17 protein-coding genes are annotated in these 18871 nt (G+C 70.2%); 9 read left to right on the top strand and 8 right to left on the bottom strand.

Going from position 1 to position 18871, the window contains the following annotated elements; all coding sequences use genetic code 11:
- The first annotated feature begins 1 nt into the window (after window position 1).
- Window positions 2-1456, top strand: a complete 1455-nt coding sequence (locus IEX05_RS07310) for an ABC transporter substrate-binding protein (protein ID WP_188700702.1) — start codon at window positions 2-4, stop codon at window positions 1454-1456.
- Window positions 1457-1510: 54 nt separating this feature from the next.
- On the opposite strand, the gene hpf is transcribed toward IEX05_RS07310, so the two are convergent.
- The 5 genes from hpf to mtrA all read right to left on the bottom strand — a co-directional run bounded on the left by hpf (window position 1511) and on the right by mtrA (window position 7093).
- Window positions 1511-2173, bottom strand: coding sequence for a ribosome hibernation-promoting factor, HPF/YfiA family (gene hpf, locus IEX05_RS07305; protein ID WP_188700701.1), 663 nt, complete (start codon window positions 2171-2173; stop codon window positions 1511-1513).
- Between the two features lie 106 nt (window positions 2174-2279).
- Window positions 2280-2939, bottom strand: coding sequence for a ComF family protein (locus IEX05_RS07300; protein WP_188700700.1), 660 nt, complete (start codon window positions 2937-2939; stop codon window positions 2280-2282).
- A 76-nt stretch (window positions 2940-3015) separates the two neighbouring features.
- The gene (locus IEX05_RS07295) at window positions 3016-4752 is read right to left on the bottom strand and encodes an LpqB family beta-propeller domain-containing protein (protein WP_188700699.1); all 1737 of its coding nucleotides are present in this window, start codon (window positions 4750-4752) and stop codon (window positions 3016-3018) included.
- Window positions 4749-6413: an MtrAB system histidine kinase MtrB gene (gene mtrB, locus IEX05_RS07290; protein WP_188700698.1), complete on the bottom strand. Its 1665-nt coding sequence runs from the start codon at window positions 6411-6413 to the stop codon at window positions 4749-4751. The genes IEX05_RS07295 and mtrB overlap by 4 nt, the downstream gene beginning before the upstream one ends.
- On the bottom strand, window positions 6413-7093 hold the full coding sequence (mtrA, locus tag IEX05_RS07285) for an MtrAB system response regulator MtrA (protein WP_188700697.1): 681 nt from the start codon (window positions 7091-7093) through the stop codon (window positions 6413-6415). The genes mtrB and mtrA overlap by 1 nt, the downstream gene beginning before the upstream one ends.
- An 81-nt stretch (window positions 7094-7174) precedes the next feature.
- Between mtrA and IEX05_RS07280 the strand changes: the two genes are divergently transcribed.
- From IEX05_RS07280 to IEX05_RS07260, 5 genes are read left to right on the top strand one after another with little or no spacing between them, the layout of a single operon-like run.
- Window positions 7175-8482, top strand: coding sequence for a hypothetical protein (locus IEX05_RS07280; RefSeq protein ID WP_188700696.1), 1308 nt, complete (start codon window positions 7175-7177; stop codon window positions 8480-8482).
- Entirely contained in the window at window positions 8479-9126 is a 648-nt protein-coding gene (locus tag IEX05_RS07275; protein WP_188700695.1) for a DUF4129 domain-containing protein, read from the top strand. Before IEX05_RS07280 ends, IEX05_RS07275 begins: the two co-directional genes overlap by 4 nt.
- Window positions 9123-10277, top strand: coding sequence for a DUF4350 domain-containing protein (locus tag IEX05_RS07270; RefSeq protein ID WP_188700694.1), 1155 nt, complete (start codon window positions 9123-9125; stop codon window positions 10275-10277). The genes IEX05_RS07275 and IEX05_RS07270 overlap by 4 nt, the downstream gene beginning before the upstream one ends.
- Window positions 10274-11272: an AAA family ATPase gene (locus tag IEX05_RS07265; RefSeq protein WP_188700693.1), complete on the top strand. Its 999-nt coding sequence runs from the start codon at window positions 10274-10276 to the stop codon at window positions 11270-11272. Before IEX05_RS07270 ends, IEX05_RS07265 begins: the two co-directional genes overlap by 4 nt.
- Window positions 11272-12582, top strand: a complete 1311-nt coding sequence (locus IEX05_RS07260) for a DUF58 domain-containing protein (protein ID WP_188700692.1) — start codon at window positions 11272-11274, stop codon at window positions 12580-12582. Before IEX05_RS07265 ends, IEX05_RS07260 begins: the two co-directional genes overlap by 1 nt.
- A 63-nt stretch (window positions 12583-12645) precedes the next feature.
- Here IEX05_RS07260 and IEX05_RS07255 read toward each other — a convergent pair whose 3' ends face one another.
- A complete protein-coding gene (locus IEX05_RS07255; RefSeq protein WP_188700691.1) occupies window positions 12646-13959 on the bottom strand; it encodes an MFS transporter in 1314 nt (437 codons plus the stop codon).
- 132 nt (window positions 13960-14091) lie between these two features.
- Between IEX05_RS07255 and IEX05_RS07250 the strand changes: the two genes are divergently transcribed.
- Window positions 14092-14520 (top strand): Fur family transcriptional regulator, encoded by a 429-nt coding sequence (locus tag IEX05_RS07250; RefSeq protein ID WP_188700690.1) that lies wholly within the window; start codon window positions 14092-14094, stop codon window positions 14518-14520.
- A 773-nt stretch (window positions 14521-15293) separates the two neighbouring features.
- Entirely contained in the window at window positions 15294-16259 is a 966-nt protein-coding gene (locus IEX05_RS07245; protein ID WP_188700689.1) for a DUF559 domain-containing protein, read from the top strand.
- Between the two features lie 285 nt (window positions 16260-16544).
- Here the strand turns inward: IEX05_RS07245 and IEX05_RS07240 are convergent, their stop codons facing one another.
- Window positions 16545-17540, bottom strand: coding sequence for a stage II sporulation protein M (locus IEX05_RS07240; RefSeq protein WP_188700688.1), 996 nt, complete (start codon window positions 17538-17540; stop codon window positions 16545-16547).
- 37 nt (window positions 17541-17577) lie between these two features.
- Here IEX05_RS07240 and IEX05_RS07235 point away from each other — a divergent pair, with 37 nt between their 5' ends.
- Window positions 17578-18435, top strand: coding sequence for an RDD family protein (locus IEX05_RS07235; RefSeq protein ID WP_188700687.1), 858 nt, complete (start codon window positions 17578-17580; stop codon window positions 18433-18435).
- Here the strand turns inward: IEX05_RS07235 and IEX05_RS07230 are convergent.
- Window positions 18405-18863, bottom strand: coding sequence for a hypothetical protein (locus IEX05_RS07230; protein ID WP_188700686.1), 459 nt, complete (start codon window positions 18861-18863; stop codon window positions 18405-18407). The two genes, IEX05_RS07235 and IEX05_RS07230, sit on opposite strands and share 31 nt — an antisense overlap.
- Window positions 18864-18871 lie beyond the last annotated feature (8 nt).

Raw genomic sequence — 18871 nt, 5'->3', positions numbered from 1 at the left:
TATGCCCCTGACTCGCCGCCTCGCCGCGCCCACGCTGCTCGCGGTCGGGCTCGTGCTCGCGTCCTGCACCGCATCTCCGCCGGATCCGCCGGCCGGGGGCCCCGAGGCGCCGCCCGCCGGAACGACGGTCAACGAGGACGCGACGATCATCGTCGGAACGCTGCACGTACCGACGGATCTGGCAGATCAGGCGGATCCGGGGTCCGCCGAGGCGCTCACGGGAAACGTCTACGAATCGCTCTTCCGTCTCGCGGAGACCGGCGAACCGGTGCCGCTCCTCGCCACGGGGTTCGCTCGATCCGACGATGGTCTCCGGTACACCGTCCCACTGCGGCCCGACGTGACCTTCTCCGACGGCTCACCGCTCACGGCGGAGGATGTCGTGTCATCGCTCGGCGCGCTCGCCGACACGGATCCGGCGATCGCTCGGATCACCGCCGTCGACGGGGAGGTCGAGATCGAGCTCACCCGACCGGTCGTCTCGATGCCCCATTCCCTCGCGCGCGTGTGGATCCGCCACGGCGAGCTGGGCACGGGCCCCTACACGGTCGACGCGTTCACGCCGGGGCAGAGCCTCGCGCTGGAGCGTCGCGCAGACTACTGGCAGGATCCGGCACGCAACGCCCGGGTCGAGTTCCGCGCATTCGATGATGTCGAGCATCTCGTTGCGGCGCTTCGCGACGGCGAGGTCGACATCGCCCCCGCGATGTCCCCTCCCGCCGAGATCGGGGACGGCGGCGGGATCATCGTGAGCGAGGCCGCCTCCGCCACGCGCGTACTCCTCGGGTTCAACGACGAAATGCGGCCCTACGACGACCCGCGCGTTCGGCGGGCCGTGTCCGCGGCGATCGACGACGACGCGGTACGGTCGGCGCTCTGGGGCGACGCGGGAGAGCCGATTTCATCGATGGCGCTGCCGAACGAGCCCTGGCACGAGGACCTGTCCGAGCTCGACCCGTTCGACACGGAGACCTCCGCGGCGCTTCTCGCCGAGGCGGGGGTGTCCGAGTCGCTCGAGGCGCCGATCGTCGTCGCCGATGGGCCGCTCGCCGAGGCTGCGGACCTCATCGCGGAACAGCTGCGCGAGGTCGGGATCGCCTCGACGGTCGAACGGATCCCGCAGGCGCAGTGGCGGGAGCGCGTCGAGGAGAACCGCGACTTCACCCTCGCGCTCGGCACCGTGACAGGCGATCATCTCGTCGCGGGCCTCGGCGACCCCGGCTCGTGGTGGAGTTATCGCAACCCCGACGTCATGGGGTGGTCGCAACAGGCCGAGGCGCAGTCCAACGAGGCCGAGCAGACCGAGCTGCTGCGACTGATCGACCTCACGGCTGCGACGGAGGCGGCGAGCGAGTGGCTCTTCCTTGAGCCGCGCGTGATCATCGCGTCGGATGATGTCGCCGGCTATCCCCTCGCCGGGCCCTTCCTGGCCGCCGGCATCGAGCTGTCCGAGTAGCCGAACGTGCGGCGGGGCCGCGGGATCTTCCCGCGGCCCGCCCTGTTCTCTCGGTCAGGCTGCCTGTTCGACCTGAGGCGGCGCTTCTGTCTCGAGCTCGATGACGCCGTAGTCCCACCCGCGGCGGCGGTACACCACGCTCGGCCGGTCGGTCTGCGCATCGATGAACAGGAAGAAGTCGTGCCCGACGAGCTCCATCTTGTCGACCGCCTGCGACACCGTCAGCCACTCGGGCTCGAAGGTCTTCGTGCGAATCACGACGGGCGAGTAGTTCTCCTCCGTCTCCTCTTCCGACTGCACCGGGATGGTCCCGGTCGCGACGGCGTGGAGCGTGTCGGCGTCGACGGGGGTGATGTCGATGCCGGCCAGGGATCCGCTGCCCTTTTCGAGGCGTGCGCCGTGCGGGCGCTGGCGGTCCGAGACTCTCTTGTCCTTGACGCGACGCAGCTGGTTCGTCAGCTTGTCGAGCGCCTCCTCGAACGCCTGGAACTTGTCCTCGGCGCGGGCCTCGGCTCGGGCGACTTTGCCCTTACCCGTGACCGTGAGTTCCACCTTGGTTTCTTCGACCCGACCGCGGTGGTGTGCGGACTGGGTCACTTTGACATCGAGGGAGTCTGCTCGGGGTGCGAGGGTTTGCACTCGCGCGACCTTCTCGTCAACAACGGTACGGAACCGCTCGGTGACGCTGACACCCACACCGACGATGCTCGTGTCCATCTTTGCCTCCCATTCCGGTTCGCCCGGAGTGAGCGAACCATGTCGCTTTCTTGCCCCCACCGTATTGCCAGATTCACCTCCTGTCACCCTTTTCCGATAAAGAAGTTCACGGGCGTGTCACGCCGCGTTCACCGAGCCGTTTCGGCGTCGCCGCGAGCGTGACCGCCGCGACGACCACGGCTCCGCCGGCCTCGAGGGCGCGCTGCGCCGCGCGCACCGTGGCACCGGTGGTGACGACGTCGTCGACGATGACGACGCGCACGCCGGCGCGGATCCGGCGCGCCTCGAGCGCATCGCGAAGATTGCGCCGACGGCCCTCCCGGTCGAGGCCACGCTGGTCGGCGATCTGCCGCCTCCAGGCGAGTGCGCGCGACGGGCTCGCCCCGGCGCGGCGCAGCAGGAGCTCAACGACGCTATAACCGCGGCGGCGAGCGGATCGGCGGCTCTGCGGCACCGGCACGGCCAGGAGCTCCCGCTCCCCTGCCGCGGCCGCGGCGAGCGCGGACCTCATCGCCGGGGCGAGCCGGCGGGCCAGGCCGACGCGGCCGGACTGTTTGAGCGCGCGGATGACGCGCGCGGCGACGCCGTCGTACTCGAGCGCCGAGTAGACCGCGATGCCGGTGTCGAGCTCGACGCGGCGCACGTCGGGCGACAGCGCTGCTGCGCAGCGCGCGCACAGCGGCGACCCACCCTCGTTGCACCCCGCGCAGGACACGGGGAAGAGGAGGGCGAGTGCCCCTCGGAGGGCGGCGATGAGCTCGTCCATTCCCCCATGGTGCCGCCGGTGCGCGACCGCGGGGCGCCGATGGGGAATACGTGCCGCCCAGGGCGGCTGTGAATCGTTACGGCTCGGGCTCGGGAGCGTTGTCCGGGGCGCCCACCTGCGTGGCCAGCACGACGACGTCGCTGCCCGCCTGCTGCCACGTGCGCTGATAGCGGATGTACAGGGATCCGTCCTCGGAGAGCAGCCGCTCGCGCTGCTTCGCGTTGCCGTAGGTCAGCGAGGTCGAGGTGAACGACGCGGTGAGCCGTTCCGAGGTGCCGCCCACCTGTTGCTCGCGAACGAGCGTGCGCCCGTCGCCCGACATCGACGCGGCGACGATGGTCGGCGACACCCAGGCGACGTCGGTCGCGTCGGCCTCGAGATGCGTGACACCCTGCACGCCGTCGACGGCGACGGGAGCGCCGGAATCGTCTCGCCGGATCGCGGCTACGACGAGCACCGGCTGATCGTCGCGGCTGCCGACCACCGCGATTCGCGCGCCGTCGCGGGAGACCGCCATCGACGTGATGTGCGTCATCGCGAGCGAACTGGCGATCGCGATGGGATCGGATGCGGCGCCCCAGGCCCACAGCCTCTCCTGGTCGCTGTCGCGAGCCGACCATACGTAACCGAAGGGATCGAGCGAGGGCGCGAGCCAGTCGGTCTCGAAGCTCAGCGGCGAGAACTCCTCGGATTCGGCGTCGATCCGCCAGAGCACGCCGCTCTCCGTCTGCACCGCGGCGCTGCCGAGGTCGGGCGCGACCGAGATCGAGGTCGCCGGATCCGACACCGACTGTTCGCTTGACGGCGTGAACCTCTCGCGGATGGCCTTGGTCAGCCCCGGGATCTCCTCGATCTCGCCGCCGGCGAGATAGCCGAAGTCGTCGTCTGTCATGACGATGGCGCGGGCGTCCGGCTCGATGTCCGCGACGTTGTCGGCGGGGCCGGTGAGGCGGGATCCGTCGACGGTCATCCGGACGGTGGCGACGTTCATCGGTTCGAGGGTGCGCTCCAGCTGTGTCTGCATGCGAGCACGATCTGCTCCGGATGCCTCCTCCGCCTCATCCGAGAGCTCGACGGTGACCGTGTCGTCGTCGATCTGCACGTTCTCGAGGCGGACGCCGTCGAAGGCGCTCGTGACGGATCCTTCCAACCACGGCGCCGGCCCACCCTCGATCAACTCCTCGAGGGCGCGGCGCACCGGCTGCACGACGTCGGGGAACCACCGGACATCGGGCACCAGGCGGTTGTTCAGCCCCGAGAAGATGAGCGTCTGCGGCAGGAAGATATTCGCGAAGTTTCCGCTCTGCACGACGATGCCGTCCGGCGCCGAGGAGATGCGCCACTGGCCGTCGGTCTTGACGACCTCGAAGTCGAACGACCTCACCGCCTGCTCCTCGACCGTGTACAGGCCCGTCGCGTCGAGGGATGCCAGCGCCGTCACGCGCATGCCCACCTCGCCGGCATCGTCGCTGTTCTCGTCCGGCACGATGTCGCTCACGTCACGCTCGTCGACATCGTCGATCGTGACGCGGGCGTTCGGGTCCCACGCGGCCGCGGCAGCGGGAGTGAGGAACTCGCGCGCGATCTGCCAATCCCCCATCGGACTCTCGCCGGCGTCGAGGAAGCCCAGCACGATCTCCGAGGGGCTCGCCCCATCGGCCGGTCCGTTCGGGTTGAACTGCCACCGCGCGTTCTGCACGACGGTGTCGGTGCCGAGCCCGGGCTGGTAGTTGCCGCTGGTGGGCAGGCTCGTGCACGCGGCCAGCGAGGCCGCGCCGACCAACGCCACGACGAGGGCGACGACGCGTTTCATGTCCCTTCCTCCTGGTCGTGGCGGACGACGAGGGTCTCCCGGGTGGCGCTTCCCGCGGCGCTCCCGTCGGCCGCCTCGATCTGCTCCTGCGGCTCCAGCCGGATCGGCGACTCCATCTCGGACTGTTCCCCGCGCGGAAGGGTCACGACGAAGTGCGTGCCGACACCGAGCTGGGACCACACCTCGATCGTTCCGCCGTGCAGTCGCGCGTCGCCGAGGGCGATGGCGAGCCCCAGCCCCGACCCCCCGAGCGTGCGCTTTCGCGACGGATCCGCGCGCCAGAAGCGGTCGAAGACGCGCGCCGAATCCTCGGGTCGCATCCCGAGCCCGTGATCGCGCACGCCGACGGCGACCGCGGTCTCGTTCTGTGCGACGGTGATGTCGATGGGCTGCATTTCGCCGTGCTCGATCGCGTTTCCGACGAGGTTGCGCAGGATCCGGCGGATCCTCCGCGGATCCATGGGGATGACGTCGTCACCCATGGCGCCCGTGAAGTGCAGCTCGGTGTCGTGCTCCCATGCGACCTGGCGGAACGACTCCGCGACCTGCTCGGCGACGTCGCTCATGCTGATCTCCTCCAGCGAGAGCTCGACCGACCCGGCGTCGTAGCGGCTGATCTCCAGGAGATCGGCGAGGAGCACCTCGAACCGGGCGACCTGGTCGTAGAGGAGTTCGGCGGAGCGGGCCGTGATCGGGTCGAATCCCTCGCGTTCGCCGTGCAGGACGCCCGCGGCGAGGCGGATCGTCGTCAGCGGGGTCCGGAGCTCGTGCGAGACATCGGAGACGAAACGCTGCTGCACGAGGGAGAGTTCCGCGAGTTCGCGGATCTGGCTCTCGAGGCTGTCGGCCATGCGGTTGAAGGCCCGCGCGAGCGTCGCGAGCTCGTTCTCGCCCGTGACCTCGAGGCGCGCGGCGAGATCGCCCGCCGCGAGCCGCGCGCTCGCGCGGGAGACGTCGGCGACGGGTGTCGCGACCGAACGCATCACGAGCCAGACGATCCCGCCGACGATGACGACGAGCGACAACCCCATGACCCACAGCGCGCCCTGCACGAAGCGCACCGTCTCCGACACGTCGTCGAGCGGGTAGGCGAGGTACACCTCGTAGACGCCGACGTTGGGCATCTCGAGCTGTTGACCCACCACGATCGCGGGAACGGGGCGGCCGTCCTCGCCGGGCAGGGCGATCGACTGATACCACTGGGTCTCGGGGCGGGTGCGCACCTGTTCGCGCAGACCGTCGCTCAGCATCGACTCCACGAGGGCACTGCCGTAGAGCGTGAACGAGGCCGGCGCGTCGGCCGTGGAGGCGCCGGGGATCGGGAGTCCCAGGATCAGGTTCGTCGACGACGCGGTAGCGAGGTTGTCCGTCATGGAGTTGCGCAGCTGCTGCACTGCCGCGCGGTCGGTGGGTGCGGCCTGCCGATAGACGGCCGTCTGGGTAAAGTCCACCGCGCGCTTAGTGTCCGCGAGGATCTGATCCCGACGAGCGCCGAGCAGGTCGGATTGGATCGCCAGCGTCGCCCACACGGTGCCGATGACGATCGCGAGCGTCGTCGCACCGGAGGCGATCACGACCGTCCGGAACAGGAGGGAGTGCCGCCAGGCCCGCATGGGCCGGCGGATGAGGCTCAGCAGGCGACCGCCGAGCGTTCCGGACATTACGCCGTCGCGCCGGCGCGGTATCCGACGCCGCGCACCGTCATCACGACGCGGGGGTTGTCCGGGTCGACCTCGACCTTGGAGCGGAGGCGCTGAACGTGCACGTTGACGAGGCGCGTATCGGCCTTGTAGTGGTAACCCCACACCTGCTCGAGCAGCTGCTCGCGCGTGAACACCTGCTGCGGCTTCGAGGCGAGCGCCACGAGCAACTCGAACTCCAGCGGCGTGAGCGCGATCGACTCGTCGCCGCGACGCACCTCGTGCGCGACCACGTCGATCTCGACGTCGGCGACGCGTAGCGTCTTCCCGCCCTCGGGAGAGAGCGGCCGCAGGCGCGTGCGGATCCGCGCGACGAGTTCCTTCGGGTTGAAGGGCTTGACCATGTAGTCGTCGGCGCCGGCCTCGAGACCGGACACCACGTCCGTCGTATCGGAACGGGCCGTCAGCATGATGATCGGCACGCCCGACTCCTCGCGGATCTCACGACAGATCTCGATGCCGTCCTTGCCGGGGAGCATGAGATCGAGAAGCACAAGGTCGGGCTTCTGCACGCGCCAGGCGTCGACCGCCAGCGCGCCGTCCGCGCAGAACGAGGTCTCGAATCCGTCGCCCATGAGGACGATGCCGATCATCTCGGCGAGGGCGGTGTCGTCGTCCACCACGAGAATGCGACCAGTCATGCGCCTCAGTCTAGGCGGCCGGGGCACCGCCGCGCCTGCGGCACGCGGGGTATGGAACGATGGGGGCAAGGAGGATCCATCGTGACGAACACCACCGCCCCCGGCTGGGCCCCCGCCCCGCGCCAGGGTCTCGTCCCCCTGTATCCCTATGGCTTCGGCACCATCATGGGCCGATCCTTCGCGGCGCTCCGCGGTAATCCGAAGGTGCTCCTGCTCTTCGTCGTCGGCGTGCAGACACTCGCGATGACGCTGTACCTCGCGGCGCTCTTGGGCATCTCGGCCGCCGCGTTCTCCCGCGCCGACACCGTGGATCCGGCTTCCGCGGAGTTCCAGGACCTGATGTGGGGCGCGGCGGCGATCACGCTGATCGGCGGCATCGTGCTCACATTCGCGCTCGCGGCCGTCACGACGATCGCGCAGGGCGTCGTGATCGCGGAGGTCTCGCACGCGGCCCTTGCGGAGAAGGCACCGTTCTCGCGGCTCTGGAAGCGCGTGCGCCCGGCCTTCTGGCGGCTGTTCGGGTACTCGCTGCTGATCGGCCTGGCGACGATCATCGCCCTCGCGGTGCTCGCCGTTCCCCTGGTGCTCCTGGGGCTTGCGAACACCCCCGTGACGTGGGTCTTCTTCGTCGTCCTCCTGCTCCTGGAACTGCTCGGCGGGATCGTGGTCTACGCCTGGCTCGGCACCAAGCTGTTCTTTGTGCCGTCCGCGATCGTCCTCGAGCGCGTGCGCCCCTTCCGCGCGATCGCGAGGTCGTGGACGCTTACGAGGGGCCGCTTCTGGCCGACCTTCGGGGTCGCGGCCCTGCTCTACCTCGTCACGAACATCGCCGCGAGCGTGATCTCCAGCGCGCTGTCGTTGTTCGCGCCGCTCATCACCTCGACGCTCGTGCCCTTCGGCGTCGGAGAGTCGACCAGCGTGGCCGCGACGGTTCTGGGCTTCGTCTTCCTCGGCCTCAGCTCGATCCTGTCGTTCGCGATCGCGTCGATCATGACGATCATCACGGGCGCCGGCGGCGTGCTGACCTACATCGACGCGCGGATGCGCGAGGAGGGCATCGACCTGCGCATGCGCCGTTACGTCGAGGCGCACGGGGATGCCGATGACCCCTACGAATTCCTGGAGGGCGCGCAGCCGTCGCCGCACGCCTCCCCCGTCGCCCCTCCCACCGCATATCCCGCCTACGGCGCGCCTCCGCAGTACGCACCCCCGCAGTACGGCGCATACGCCACCCAGCCGCCCGCCCCTGGCGCCCCCACGGTGCCCGCGAGCTCGAGTGACGGCCATGCGCCCTCAAGCGACGGCCCCGTACCCTCGAGCGACGGCGCCGTGCCCCCGCGACCCGCGGATCCGGGCTCGCGTCCGCAGCCCCCGGCGCCGCCCGTATGATCCCGTTCGCCGAGCTCCCCGACCCCGACGAGGCCCGTCGCTGGGCCGAGGAGGAGTTGGGGAAGGCGGTCTACCAGGAGACCGAGCCCACCTTGTTCGACAAGGTGGCGAGGAGTATCGGCGAGTTCCTCAGGGACCTGCTCAGCCCGAACCTCTCCGGCGGGGCGTTCAGCCCGATCTGGGCCGTCATCCTCGTCGCCATCGTGATGGGCGCCATCGTGCTCGCCTTCGTGATCTGGGGGCGGCCACGGGGCGATCATCGGACGCGCCAGAACGCGTCTTCGGCCGTCTTCGACGATGACACGGTGTCCGCGGCGGATCTGCGCGAGCTCGCGGACGCGGCCGCACGGAGCGCTCAGTGGAACGAGGCGATCATCATGCGCTTCCGCGCCATCGCCCGCGGCCTCGACGAGCGCGGGATCCTGCACGCGCCCCCGGGCATGACGGCGCGTAGCCTCGCGGCCGAGGCGCGAGAATTCTTCCCGCCCCACGCCGACGAACTCGCGCGCTCCGCCGATCTGTTCGATGACGTCCGCTACCTGCGCCGCGAGGGATCCGCGGAGACCGCCCGCGCCCTCGAGGCGCTCGACCGGGCCATCGCGTCGGCGACACCCGCCGTCGCCGCACGGGCGGCGTTCGCATGAGCCTCATCGCGTCCGCCGAGAAGGCGGAACAGCCGCGCACCTCGCTCCGGCGCCGGGTCTGGTCGTGGGTCGGCATCGTCGCGGTCGTGGTCGTCATCGGCGGCCTCCTCGCGACTCTGCGCTTCGACTACTCCGAACCCGAACCGCTGTCGATCGACAGCCCCCGCTACGACGGCACACGCGCGCTCGCGACGCTGCTCGAGGCCCAGGGGGTGGAGGTCACGCCGACGAATTCGGCCGAGGACGCGGGCCGACTGGCCGGCGGCGACGCGGTGCTCGTCGTCACCGACGCGACGCGGATCGACCCGGGCGCTCTCCGCGACCTCGCCGCCTCCCCCGCCCGCACCGTCATCCTGCGCGCCGACTTCGCGGCCCTCGACGAGTTCTTCCCCGGCATCGGCTTCGGCGGATCCGGAAACGGCGCGAGCGCCCCGGCGAGCTGCGAGGTTCCGGAGGCGCAGAACGCCGGCGAGATCGTTCCCGGCGAGGCCTACTCCCTCGAACAGGGCACCGGCTGCTACCCGACGGGAGACGGGTACGGTCTCGTCACGAACGGGACCGTCTACGCGCTCGACGGCGGCGCGGTCGTGACGAACGAGCACCTGGCGACGGCCGGGCACGCCGCGCTCGCCCTCGGACTGCTCGGGGAGACGGGCCGCGTCGTGTGGTACGCCCCGACGGGCGCGGAGCTCACCGGCGGCGCGGACACGCTCGGCGACCTCGTGCCCGCCTGGGTCACACCCGTCATCGTCCTGCTCGGCGTCGTCGCCGCCGCGGCCGCGGTGTGGCGCGGCCGCCGCTTCGGCCCCCTCGTCGCCGAGAACCTCCCCGTCACGGTGCGCGCCGCGGAAACCCTCGAGGGGCGTGCCCGGCTCTACCGCGATGGCCTCAGCGCCGCCCACGCGTACGACGCCATCGCCCGCGGTGCGACCCGCCGCATGGCCGCGCGGCTGGCGCTCGCCCCCGACACGGATCCCGAGACCCTGTCCGCCGCGATCGCGGCGCGGATCCGCCGGGATCCGCACGAGATCCGCGAGGTCCTCACCCACCGCCCGACGGACGATTCACACTTCGCCGATCTCGGCGCGCGACTGCGCGAGATCGAAGACCTGCTCGATGCCACAGACCCCTGGGAAGGACGCTCACGATGACCGAGCCCACCACGCCGATCTCATCTCCCGCGCAGGCCGACGCCGCCGAAGCCGATCGCCTGCGGCAGGCGACGCTGGCGGTGCGCGACGAGGTCGGCAAGGCCGTCGTCGGGCAGGACGGCGCCGTCTCCGGCCTCCTCATCGCCCTTCTGGCGCGGGGCCACGCGCTGCTCGAGGGCGTACCGGGCGTCGCGAAGACGCTGCTCGTCCGAAGCTTCAGCCGCGCGCTGGGTCTCGACACCAAACGCGTGCAGTTCACGCCCGACCTCATGCCGGGAGACGTGTCGGGATCGATGATCTACGACCAGAAAGCCGGCGAGTTCTCGTTCCGAGAGGGGCCCGTCTTCACAAACGTCCTCCTCGCCGACGAGATCAACCGCACGCCGCCCAAGACGCAGTCGGCGCTGCTGGAGGCGATGGAGGAGCGCCAGGTATCCACCGACGGCGTCAGCCGGCCCCTTCCGGATCCGTTCCTCGTCTGCGCGACGCAGAACCCGATCGAGCACGAGGGCACCTACACGCTGCCCGAGGCGCAGCTCGACCGCTTCCTCCTCAAGCTCACCATCCGGGTACCGGAGCGTGACGACGAGGTCGCCGTGCTCCGGCGGCACGCCGACGGCTTCCGCCCGCGCGAGCTCGACGCGATTCGACCGGCAATGTCGCCCGCCGACATCCTCGCCGCGCAGACGAGCGTCGACGCCGTCAGCGCCACCGACGACGTGCTCGCCTACATCGTCGACCTCGCCAGGGCGACGCGACAGTCGGCATCCGTTGCCGTGGGGGCGAGCCCCCGCGCGGCCGCCGCCCTCCTCGCGGCCTCGAAGGCGTGGGCCTGGCTCGGCAGCTACCCGGCGATCACGCCCGACCACGTGCAGGCGATGCTGACCCCGGTGTGGCGCCACCGCATCCAGCTCCGTCCCGACGCCGAGATCGAGGGCGTCGCGGCCGATCAGATTCTCTCGAGCGTCGTGCAGACGACGCCGGTCCCGCGCTGATGTACCTCACCGGCCGCTTCCCGCTCCTGATCGCGGCGGGCGTCGTGCCCATCGTGGTGCTCGGCGCGGCTGGTGCCAGCCCGTGGGCCGTGCTCGCGATCTGGTTGCTGATCGCGACGGTGGTCGTCGTCGCCGATGTGCGGGCGGCACCGGATCCGGGAGCCCTCGAGATCTCGCGCGACGTGCCCGCGCGCGCGAAGCTCGGCGACGCCGTCGCGACGCGACTCCAGCTGATCAACACCGGCGAACGCATGATCCGGGCCCGCGTGCGCGACGGATGGCAGCCGACCGCGGGGGCGCCCGGAACGCGCTACGCCGTCGCGATCCCCCCGCGCGAGTCGCGCACGATCCAGATACCGCTCGCGCCGCGCCGACGCGGCGAGCTGCGCAGCGAGTTCGTCGCCGTGCGGGTGCTCGGGCCCCTCGGGTTCGCGGGGCGACAGCGCACGCTCCCCGCCCCCGGCGCGATCCGGATCCTGCCCCCGTTCCGCGCGCGCAGGCACCTCGCGAGCCGGGTTCAGCGGCTGCGCGAGCTCGACGGATCCACCTCGCTGCAGGTGCGCGGGCGCGGCACCGAGTTCGACTCCCTGCGTGAGTACGTGCAGGGAGACGACGTGCGCTCGATCGATTGGCGCGCGACCGCGCGGTCGACCTCGACCATGCTGCGCACGTGGCGGCCGGAGCGCGACCGGCACGTGACGATCATCGTCGACACGGGCCGCACGGCGGCGGCGCGCGTGGGCGACGAGACGCGACTAGACGCAAGTTTCGAGGCAGCCATGCTGCTCGCCGCGCTTGCGAACAGGGCGGGCGACCACGTGCATCTGCTGGCCTTCGACCGCGTCGTCCGCGCCCGCGTGACGGGCGTCGACGGGCCGCGGCTCCTGCCGGAGATCTCGGACGCGCTCGCCGCCGTCGAGGCCCAGCTGATCGACACCGACTGGGACGCGGCCTTCGCCGAGGCGCGACGCCTCACCCGGCGCCCCAGCCTCGTCGTGATCCTCACCGCCCAGGAGGCGGTGTCGTCGTCGCGAGGCTTCCTCACCCGCCTCGCGGCGCTGCCCGGTGGCTCGACGAGCGTCCTCGTCGGCACGGTCACGGACGCGGAGCTCAGGGACGCGGCCCGCGCGGGCGGATCCGTGACCGAGCTGTACCGCGCGGCGGCCGCCGAGGCGACGACGCAGGATGCGGCGCTCGTGGCCCGCGCCATCGGCCGCGCCGGCGCGGAGGCCGTCGCCGACACCCCGGAGGCGCTTCCGCCCCGGATCGCCGACCGGTACCTCGCGCTCAAGAAGGCCGGGCGGCTGTAGAACGCAGAAAAGAGGGGGCCGGGTCGTGACGATGCACGACCCGGCCCCCTCTTTGCGTGGAGCTTAGGCGATGTCCTTGTTCGCGGTTTCCTTCGAGAAGAACGCCGCGGCCGACGAGGCGACGCAGAGCACGCAGGTCACGAGGCCGATGATCAGCGGCACGTGTCCGCTCGACGGCGGCGCGATGACGGCGAAGAGCGACGGCATGAGGCCCGTGATGAACAGGGCGATGTTCTGCGAGAGCGCGAAGCCCGTGACGCGCGTCTCCGTCGGGAACATCTCCTGGAAGAAGCTCGCGTAGGTCGCGTTGAACATCTGGTACATGATGCCGAAGCTGAGGATGGCGAGGACGACGGTGAGGCCGATGTTGTGCGCCTGCACGACGAAGAGGTACGGCACGGCGACGATTCCGCCGAGGAGAGGCCCGAAGATGAGGAACGGGCGGCGACCGATCTTGTCGGACAGCAGGCCGAACACCGGGATGAGGATGATCGCGGCGATGTTCGCGACGACGGGGATCCATAGGTACACGTCGGCATCCATCTGGACGCCGTAGGCCTCCTGCGTGGCGTAGGTCGTGCCGAAGACGACGACGGTCGTGCCGATGACGTTCGCCATGCCCATGAGCACGGCGCGGAACAGCGCACCGCCGGAGGTGCGGAACAGCTCGACGATCGGCATGCGGCCCTTCACGGCCGTCTTGTCGGTGAAGACGGGCGTCTCGTCAAGCTTCGCGCGGATGATGAGCGCAACGATGACGACGACGGCGCTCAGGAAGAACGGCACGCGCCATCCCCAGGCGATGAGATCCTCGTGCGAGAGGAAGTGCGACAGCGGAATGAAGCTCGCCTGGGCAAGGATGCTTCCGAACTGGGTGCCCTGCAGGGCGAAGCTCATCAGCAGGCCGCGCTTGTTCTTGTCTGCGTGCTCGGCGATCATAGTCGTCGCGCCGCCGAGCTCTCCCGAAACCGCGAAGCCCTGGATCAGGCGCAGCACGACCAGCATGGCCGGTGCGAGCAGCCCCACCTGCGAATAGCTGGGCAGGCAGCCGACCAGGAACGTCGTGATGCCCATGAGCAGCATGGCGAAGACCAGGAGCTTCTTGCGGCCGTGCCGGTCGCCGAAGTGGCCGAGCACGAACGCGCCGAGGGGGCGGGCGACGTAGCCGACGCCGTAGGTCGCGAGCGACGCGATGATCGCGATCGCCGGATCCTCGGACGGGAAGAACACCGTCGGGAAGACCAGTGCCGCCGCGGAGGCGTAGATCGAGAAGTCGTAGTACTCGAGGGTGCTTCCGAGCCATCCGCTCAGCGCGGCTCGGCCGCCCTGGCCCTTCTTCGTCGAGGTTGGTGTGCCCGGTACTGCGGTTGACGTCATTGTGTTCCTTGAATCGTCGTCGATCGCGTCGGTAAACGCTTTCCCATTACGATACGCTCCCCGACACGCGTTGACAAATCCGCTGTGTCCGCACCCAGATCCGAATGATTCAGAACAAGCTAGACTTGCCCCATGACCCACGTGCACGCCCCCGTCGATGCGCCGGCGCGACTGCGCACCGCGGGGCTCCGCGTGACGGCCCAGCGCGTCGCCGTTCTCGAGGCTCTTTCGCAGAGCGCCCACGCCCCGGTCGATGCACTGCACGAGATGGTGCACCGCGACATCCCCGGCATCGCCCTGCAGACGGTGCACGGAATCGTCAACGACCTGACCGATGCCCGCATCGCGCAGCGCGTGAGCCTGCCGGGTGCGGCGAGCTCGCTCTACGAACTCGCCCGCGGCGACAATCATCACCACGTGCAGTGCGTGGTCTGCGGCCGCGTCGAGGACGTCGAGTGCGTGGTCGGCGAGGCCCCGTGCCTCACCCCCTCCGACCCCCACGGCATGCGCATCCTCGAGGCCGCCGTGACCTTCCGCGGCATCTGCAACGACTGCGCCTAGCCACTCTCTCCTCACTCTTTTCTCTCCCCCCGGGCCCCTCACGCCCGTGCCACCCTCCTGCGCGTGCCGCGCCTGCCGTTCATATGACACCTTTCGCTAGTCGCCGGGCGCGAGACCGCACACGCGTGTCATATGAATGGGTGCCCTCACCGTTGAGATGACACCTTTCGCTAGTGGCGGGGCGCGTGACCCCTCACGGGTGTCATACGAACGGGTGCCCTCACCGTTCATATGACACTTGTCGATAGTCGCGGGGCGCGTAACCCCTCACGCGTGTCATATGAACGGGTGCCCTCACCGTTGAAATGACACCTTTCGCTAGTTGCCGGGCGCGTGACCGTGCACGCGTGTCATATGAACGGGTGCCCTCACCGTTGAAATGACACCTTTCGCTAGTGGCGGGGCGCGCGACCCCTCACGCGTGTCATCCCAACGGGTGCCCGCCCTAGAAATGACACGTTTCGCCGGTTGCGGGGCCGCTCACCCTTCACACGCGTCATTCGAACGGGTCGGCTCGCGGACGCGACGCGTTCGCTGTGGATCCGGATATCCATTGCGCGGGGATCGTCGGGCGCCACTCGCGCGATCGACGGTCCTCGCACGCAGGTACCGCTGGGACCCCGTTTACCAATCCCCAGGCACCTCTTTCCCACCCTCGAAATGACACTTATCGCGCGTTTTTCCCATGCGAACTGGGGAAACGTGTCATGTCAACGGCGGACGGCTTGTGGAGAGACAAAACGGGATCCGGCAGAAGCGGCCACGCTCGACGCATGACCGCACGCACCCCGCTGCCCGAGCAACTCGGATCCGCCTTCCACGTCTCCGAGGCAATCTCCATGGGCGTCAGCCGGAGCCGCCTCAACGGATCCGACCTCATGGCCCCCTTCCGCGGCGCACGAACGACCCTGCCGCCCGAACCCGACGATGCTCCGCCCGAGCACAGGGTCCTCCGTCTCGCCCGCGCCGCGGCGCCGCTCCTCGGGCCGAATCAGTTCTTCAGCCACGAGACCGCCGCGGCCGCATGGGGCGTGCCGATTCACGTGCGCGAGGAGCTTCACGTCACGGTGTTCGGCAACGCAAGCTTCCCTCGCGTGGCGGGCCTCACGGGGCATCGAGCGCTCCCGAGGATGGCGCGCCGAGTGCTCCGCGACGGGCTTCCCGTTGCATCGCCCGCAACGACGTGGGCGATGCTCTCCCACCGCTCCCTCGACACCCTCGTCGTCGCGGGCGACTACCTGTGCCGGGTGTGGCGCGACGGACGACCGGGCGCCGGCACGCCACCCCTCGCGACGATCGGCGAACTGCGCGCCGCCGTGTTCGCCGGTCGCCGCATCGGCGGCGCGAAGCTTCGTGCCGCTCTCGAGCTCATCGCGGTCGATTCGTGGTCGCCGCGAGAATCGATGACCAGGATCGCGCTCCTCCGCGCCGGGCTGCCGATGCCCGAGCTGAACCGCGACATCCGCGACAGCCGGGGAACCTTCCTCGGATGCGTCGACATGTGCTTCCCCGATTTCCACGTCATCGTCGAATACCAGGGCGAGCAGCACGCGCGCACCTATGCGGCCGACGTCGAGCGCATCGCGCGCCTCCGCGCCGCCGGGTGGAACGTGATCGAGGTCACGAAGGAATTGCTCGCGGATCCGTACCGGCTCGCCGCGCGCGTGCGCGCCGCGCTGCTGGCCGGCGGGTGGGATCCGTCACGGACCGCACGCGTCCTCGCGGCCTCCTTCACGTGACCGCTCACCCGCCACCCGCCACGCCGTTCAAATGACACCTTTACCCGGTCACCCCACCCCACATCACCTCAAAAGGGTCATACGAACGGCGAGGACCCACGCCCAATCCGTCCCCACGCCGTTCGAATGACACATGTGCGTAGTCATCCGCGCGAGAAGTGGCGAAAGGTGTCATATGAACGGCCCGGGCCGGGGCGCGAGGCCCGGGGCGTGAGGGCCGGGGCGTGAGGGCCTGGGCGTGGGCCCGGCCCGGGCCGAGGCGCGGGGCGCCAGGCGCACCCGGGGTCAGCCGGAGACGAGGCGGGTGGTGCCGGCCTCGTACTCCGTGAGGTCGCCGGTCTCGCCGTCGCGGGCCGCGCGCCCGCCGATGACCAGCATGTAGAACAGGAACGCCGCGAGCGCGAGCGCGCCGATGCCGATCTTGATCGCCGGATGCCATTCCTGCCGCGTCACGAAGCCCTCGATCACGCCCGATACCGCGAGCGAGAGCATGAGCCCCACGACAACCGTCGCGAGCGCGCGCCCCTCGGAGGCGAGAGCGGATCCGCGACTGCGCGCGCCGGGCGCGATCCAGGCCCAGAAGATCCGCAGCCCGGCGGCGCCCGCCACGAAGATGCTGGTCATCTCGAGGAGCCCGTGCGGGAGGATGAGGAGGATGAAGTCGTCGCCGTGACCGTACCAGTTCATCACCGCGGCCGAGGTCCCGAGGCCGACCGCGTTCTGCGCGATGACGTACACGGGCCAGATCCCGGTGATGCCGAACATGATCGTCTGCGCGGCGATCCAGGCGTTGTTCGACCACACCATGCCGGCGAACACCGTCTCGGGATGGTCGCTGTAATAGTCGGCGAAGTCGCTCTCGGCGTACTGCCGCAGCTGCGTCTCGTCACCCATGGCCGCCATATAGGCCGGATCCTGCTGCATCCACCATGCGATCAGCGCGACGATCGCGACGAACACGGTCGTCACGGCGAGCGTGAGCCAGCGGATCCGGTAGAGCGCGGCCGGCAACTGCCGCGCGAAGAAGCGAGGCACCTGCCGCAGCATGTTGTCCGGCGCGCCCGTGATCTTCAGCCGGGCGCGCGAGAGGATCCCGGACAGGTGATCGGCGACCGGCGAGCGACCGACGGCGGTCTTGATCCCCGCGAGATCCGCGGAGGCGGACCGGTAGAGGTGCACGAATTCGTCCACTTCGGCGCCCGTGAGTCGCTTGCGGCGCGCGAGGGCGTCGAGGCGCTCCCACTCGGCCCGCCGCTCGTCAACCATCGCGTCGAGATTCATCGCCTTCAGCCTACGGGCTGTCTGGTTAACTGGGGGAATGACGATCTCCGGACCGCGCGCGCTCGTCGCCGAGGACGAGATCCTCACCGGCGAGGCCGTCGCTCTCGATCGACAGCCGCTCGGGCTCGGCCTCCGGCTGCTCGGCGGCCTGATCGACGCCCTCATCGGATGGCTCGCCTACCTCGCGCTCGCGGTGTTCGGCGCCGGATCCCTCGTCGACGCGGGTGTGCTCGACGAGGGCACGTACCGCATCTTCTCGGTCGTTGTGCTCGTCGTCTGCTTCGCCGTGCTGCCGATCACGGTCGAGACGCTCTCGGGCGGGCGCAGCCTCGGCAAGCTCGCCGCGGGCGGCCGCATCGTGCGCAGCGACGGCGGCGCAATCGGCTTCCGGCACGCGTTCGTGCGAGGGCTTCTCGGCGTGCTCGAAATCTACATGTCGTTCGGCGGCGTCGCCCTCATCGTCGGCATGTTCACGCCGCGTGCGCAGCGCCTCGGCGACCTCGTCGCCGGAACCTACAGCGAGCGAGCGCGGCGCACGCGGCTCCCGGATCCGTCGCCGGGGATCCCCGAACAGCTCGCCGGCTGGGCGCGCGTCGCCGACGTCGCCCGCCTGCCGGACCGTCTCGACGCGCAGGTGACGCGCTTCTCATCGGGGGCCTCGAAGCTCTCGCCCGCCGCCCGCGCCCGCATCGCCTCCGAGCTCGTCGCCGATATCGCACCCTATGTCACGCCGCTCCCCCAGGCGCCCGCCGAGGCGGTCCTCCAGGGCGTCGCGGCCGTGCGACGCGAACGCGAGGCGCGCATGCTCCGCGCGGAGCGCGAGCGGGCGAGTGCCCTGGCGGGCCGGGATCCCTTCTCGGGGGATCAGTGGAACGGGTCGGCCCCGAGGTCGTAGGGATCGCGCCCCAGATATTCGGCGGCGCCGCCGAACACCGCATTCTCGATGAGAAGCCGGCGGTGGAACTCGTCCGTGCGGTTCAGGGGCTGCCCGTGGGCCTTGTCGAGGCGCTCGACGACGACGCGGTGCACGATGACGAGGTTGTTCGCGCGATCGACGGTCCAGCGCGGCATGCGCTCGCCCGTCTCGCCGACCGGGAGGGATCCGAGCTCGAAACGCACGTCCTTCAGCTCCGGCCACTCGCGGCGAAGCAGGTCGACCGCGGCGAGGAAGACCATGTTGAACCGGTCGTAGCGCGACCCGATCGCCGGCAGCGGCGGCTTCGTCAGGGCGCTTCGTCCGACGCGCCCGTGCCGGCCGTGACGCGCTGATCGCGGCTTCGGAGATTCCTGCCGTTCCCGGCGTGCGCGAGACGTCCACCTCATGCCTTCAG

This window comes from Microbacterium nanhaiense, assembly GCF_014646015.1.
In the GTDB taxonomy this organism is placed as follows: domain Bacteria; phylum Actinomycetota; class Actinomycetes; order Actinomycetales; family Microbacteriaceae; genus Microbacterium; species Microbacterium nanhaiense.
This window is presented reverse-complemented; position numbering and strand designations above follow the sequence as displayed.

Excerpts from the sequence above, each read along its gene's own strand:
- IEX05_RS07310 (WP_188700702.1), top strand. The coding sequence starts at position 2 with ATGCCCCTGACTCGCCGCCTCGCCGCGCCCACGCTGCTCGCGGTCGGG.
- hpf (WP_188700701.1), bottom strand. The coding sequence starts at position 2,173 with ATGGACACGAGCATCGTCGGTGTGGGTGTCAGCGTCACCGAGCGGTTC.
- IEX05_RS07300 (WP_188700700.1), bottom strand. The coding sequence starts at position 2,939 with ATGGACGAGCTCATCGCCGCCCTCCGAGGGGCACTCGCCCTCCTCTTC.
- IEX05_RS07295 (WP_188700699.1), bottom strand. The coding sequence starts at position 4,752 with ATGAAACGCGTCGTCGCCCTCGTCGTGGCGTTGGTCGGCGCGGCCTCG.
- mtrB (WP_188700698.1), bottom strand. The coding sequence starts at position 6,413 with ATGTCCGGAACGCTCGGCGGTCGCCTGCTGAGCCTCATCCGCCGGCCC.
- mtrA (WP_188700697.1), bottom strand. The coding sequence starts at position 7,093 with ATGACTGGTCGCATTCTCGTGGTGGACGACGACACCGCCCTCGCCGAG.
- IEX05_RS07275 (WP_188700695.1), top strand. The coding sequence starts at position 8,479 with ATGATCCCGTTCGCCGAGCTCCCCGACCCCGACGAGGCCCGTCGCTGG.
- IEX05_RS07270 (WP_188700694.1), top strand. The coding sequence starts at position 9,123 with ATGAGCCTCATCGCGTCCGCCGAGAAGGCGGAACAGCCGCGCACCTCG.
- IEX05_RS07265 (WP_188700693.1), top strand. The coding sequence starts at position 10,274 with ATGACCGAGCCCACCACGCCGATCTCATCTCCCGCGCAGGCCGACGCC.
- IEX05_RS07260 (WP_188700692.1), top strand. The coding sequence starts at position 11,272 with ATGTACCTCACCGGCCGCTTCCCGCTCCTGATCGCGGCGGGCGTCGTG.
- IEX05_RS07255 (WP_188700691.1), bottom strand. The coding sequence starts at position 13,959 with ATGACGTCAACCGCAGTACCGGGCACACCAACCTCGACGAAGAAGGGC.
- IEX05_RS07250 (WP_188700690.1), top strand. The coding sequence starts at position 14,092 with ATGACCCACGTGCACGCCCCCGTCGATGCGCCGGCGCGACTGCGCACC.
- IEX05_RS07245 (WP_188700689.1), top strand. The coding sequence starts at position 15,294 with ATGACCGCACGCACCCCGCTGCCCGAGCAACTCGGATCCGCCTTCCAC.
- IEX05_RS07240 (WP_188700688.1), bottom strand. The coding sequence starts at position 17,540 with ATGAATCTCGACGCGATGGTTGACGAGCGGCGGGCCGAGTGGGAGCGC.
- IEX05_RS07235 (WP_188700687.1), top strand. The coding sequence starts at position 17,578 with ATGACGATCTCCGGACCGCGCGCGCTCGTCGCCGAGGACGAGATCCTC.
- IEX05_RS07230 (WP_188700686.1), bottom strand. The coding sequence starts at position 18,863 with ATGAGGTGGACGTCTCGCGCACGCCGGGAACGGCAGGAATCTCCGAAG.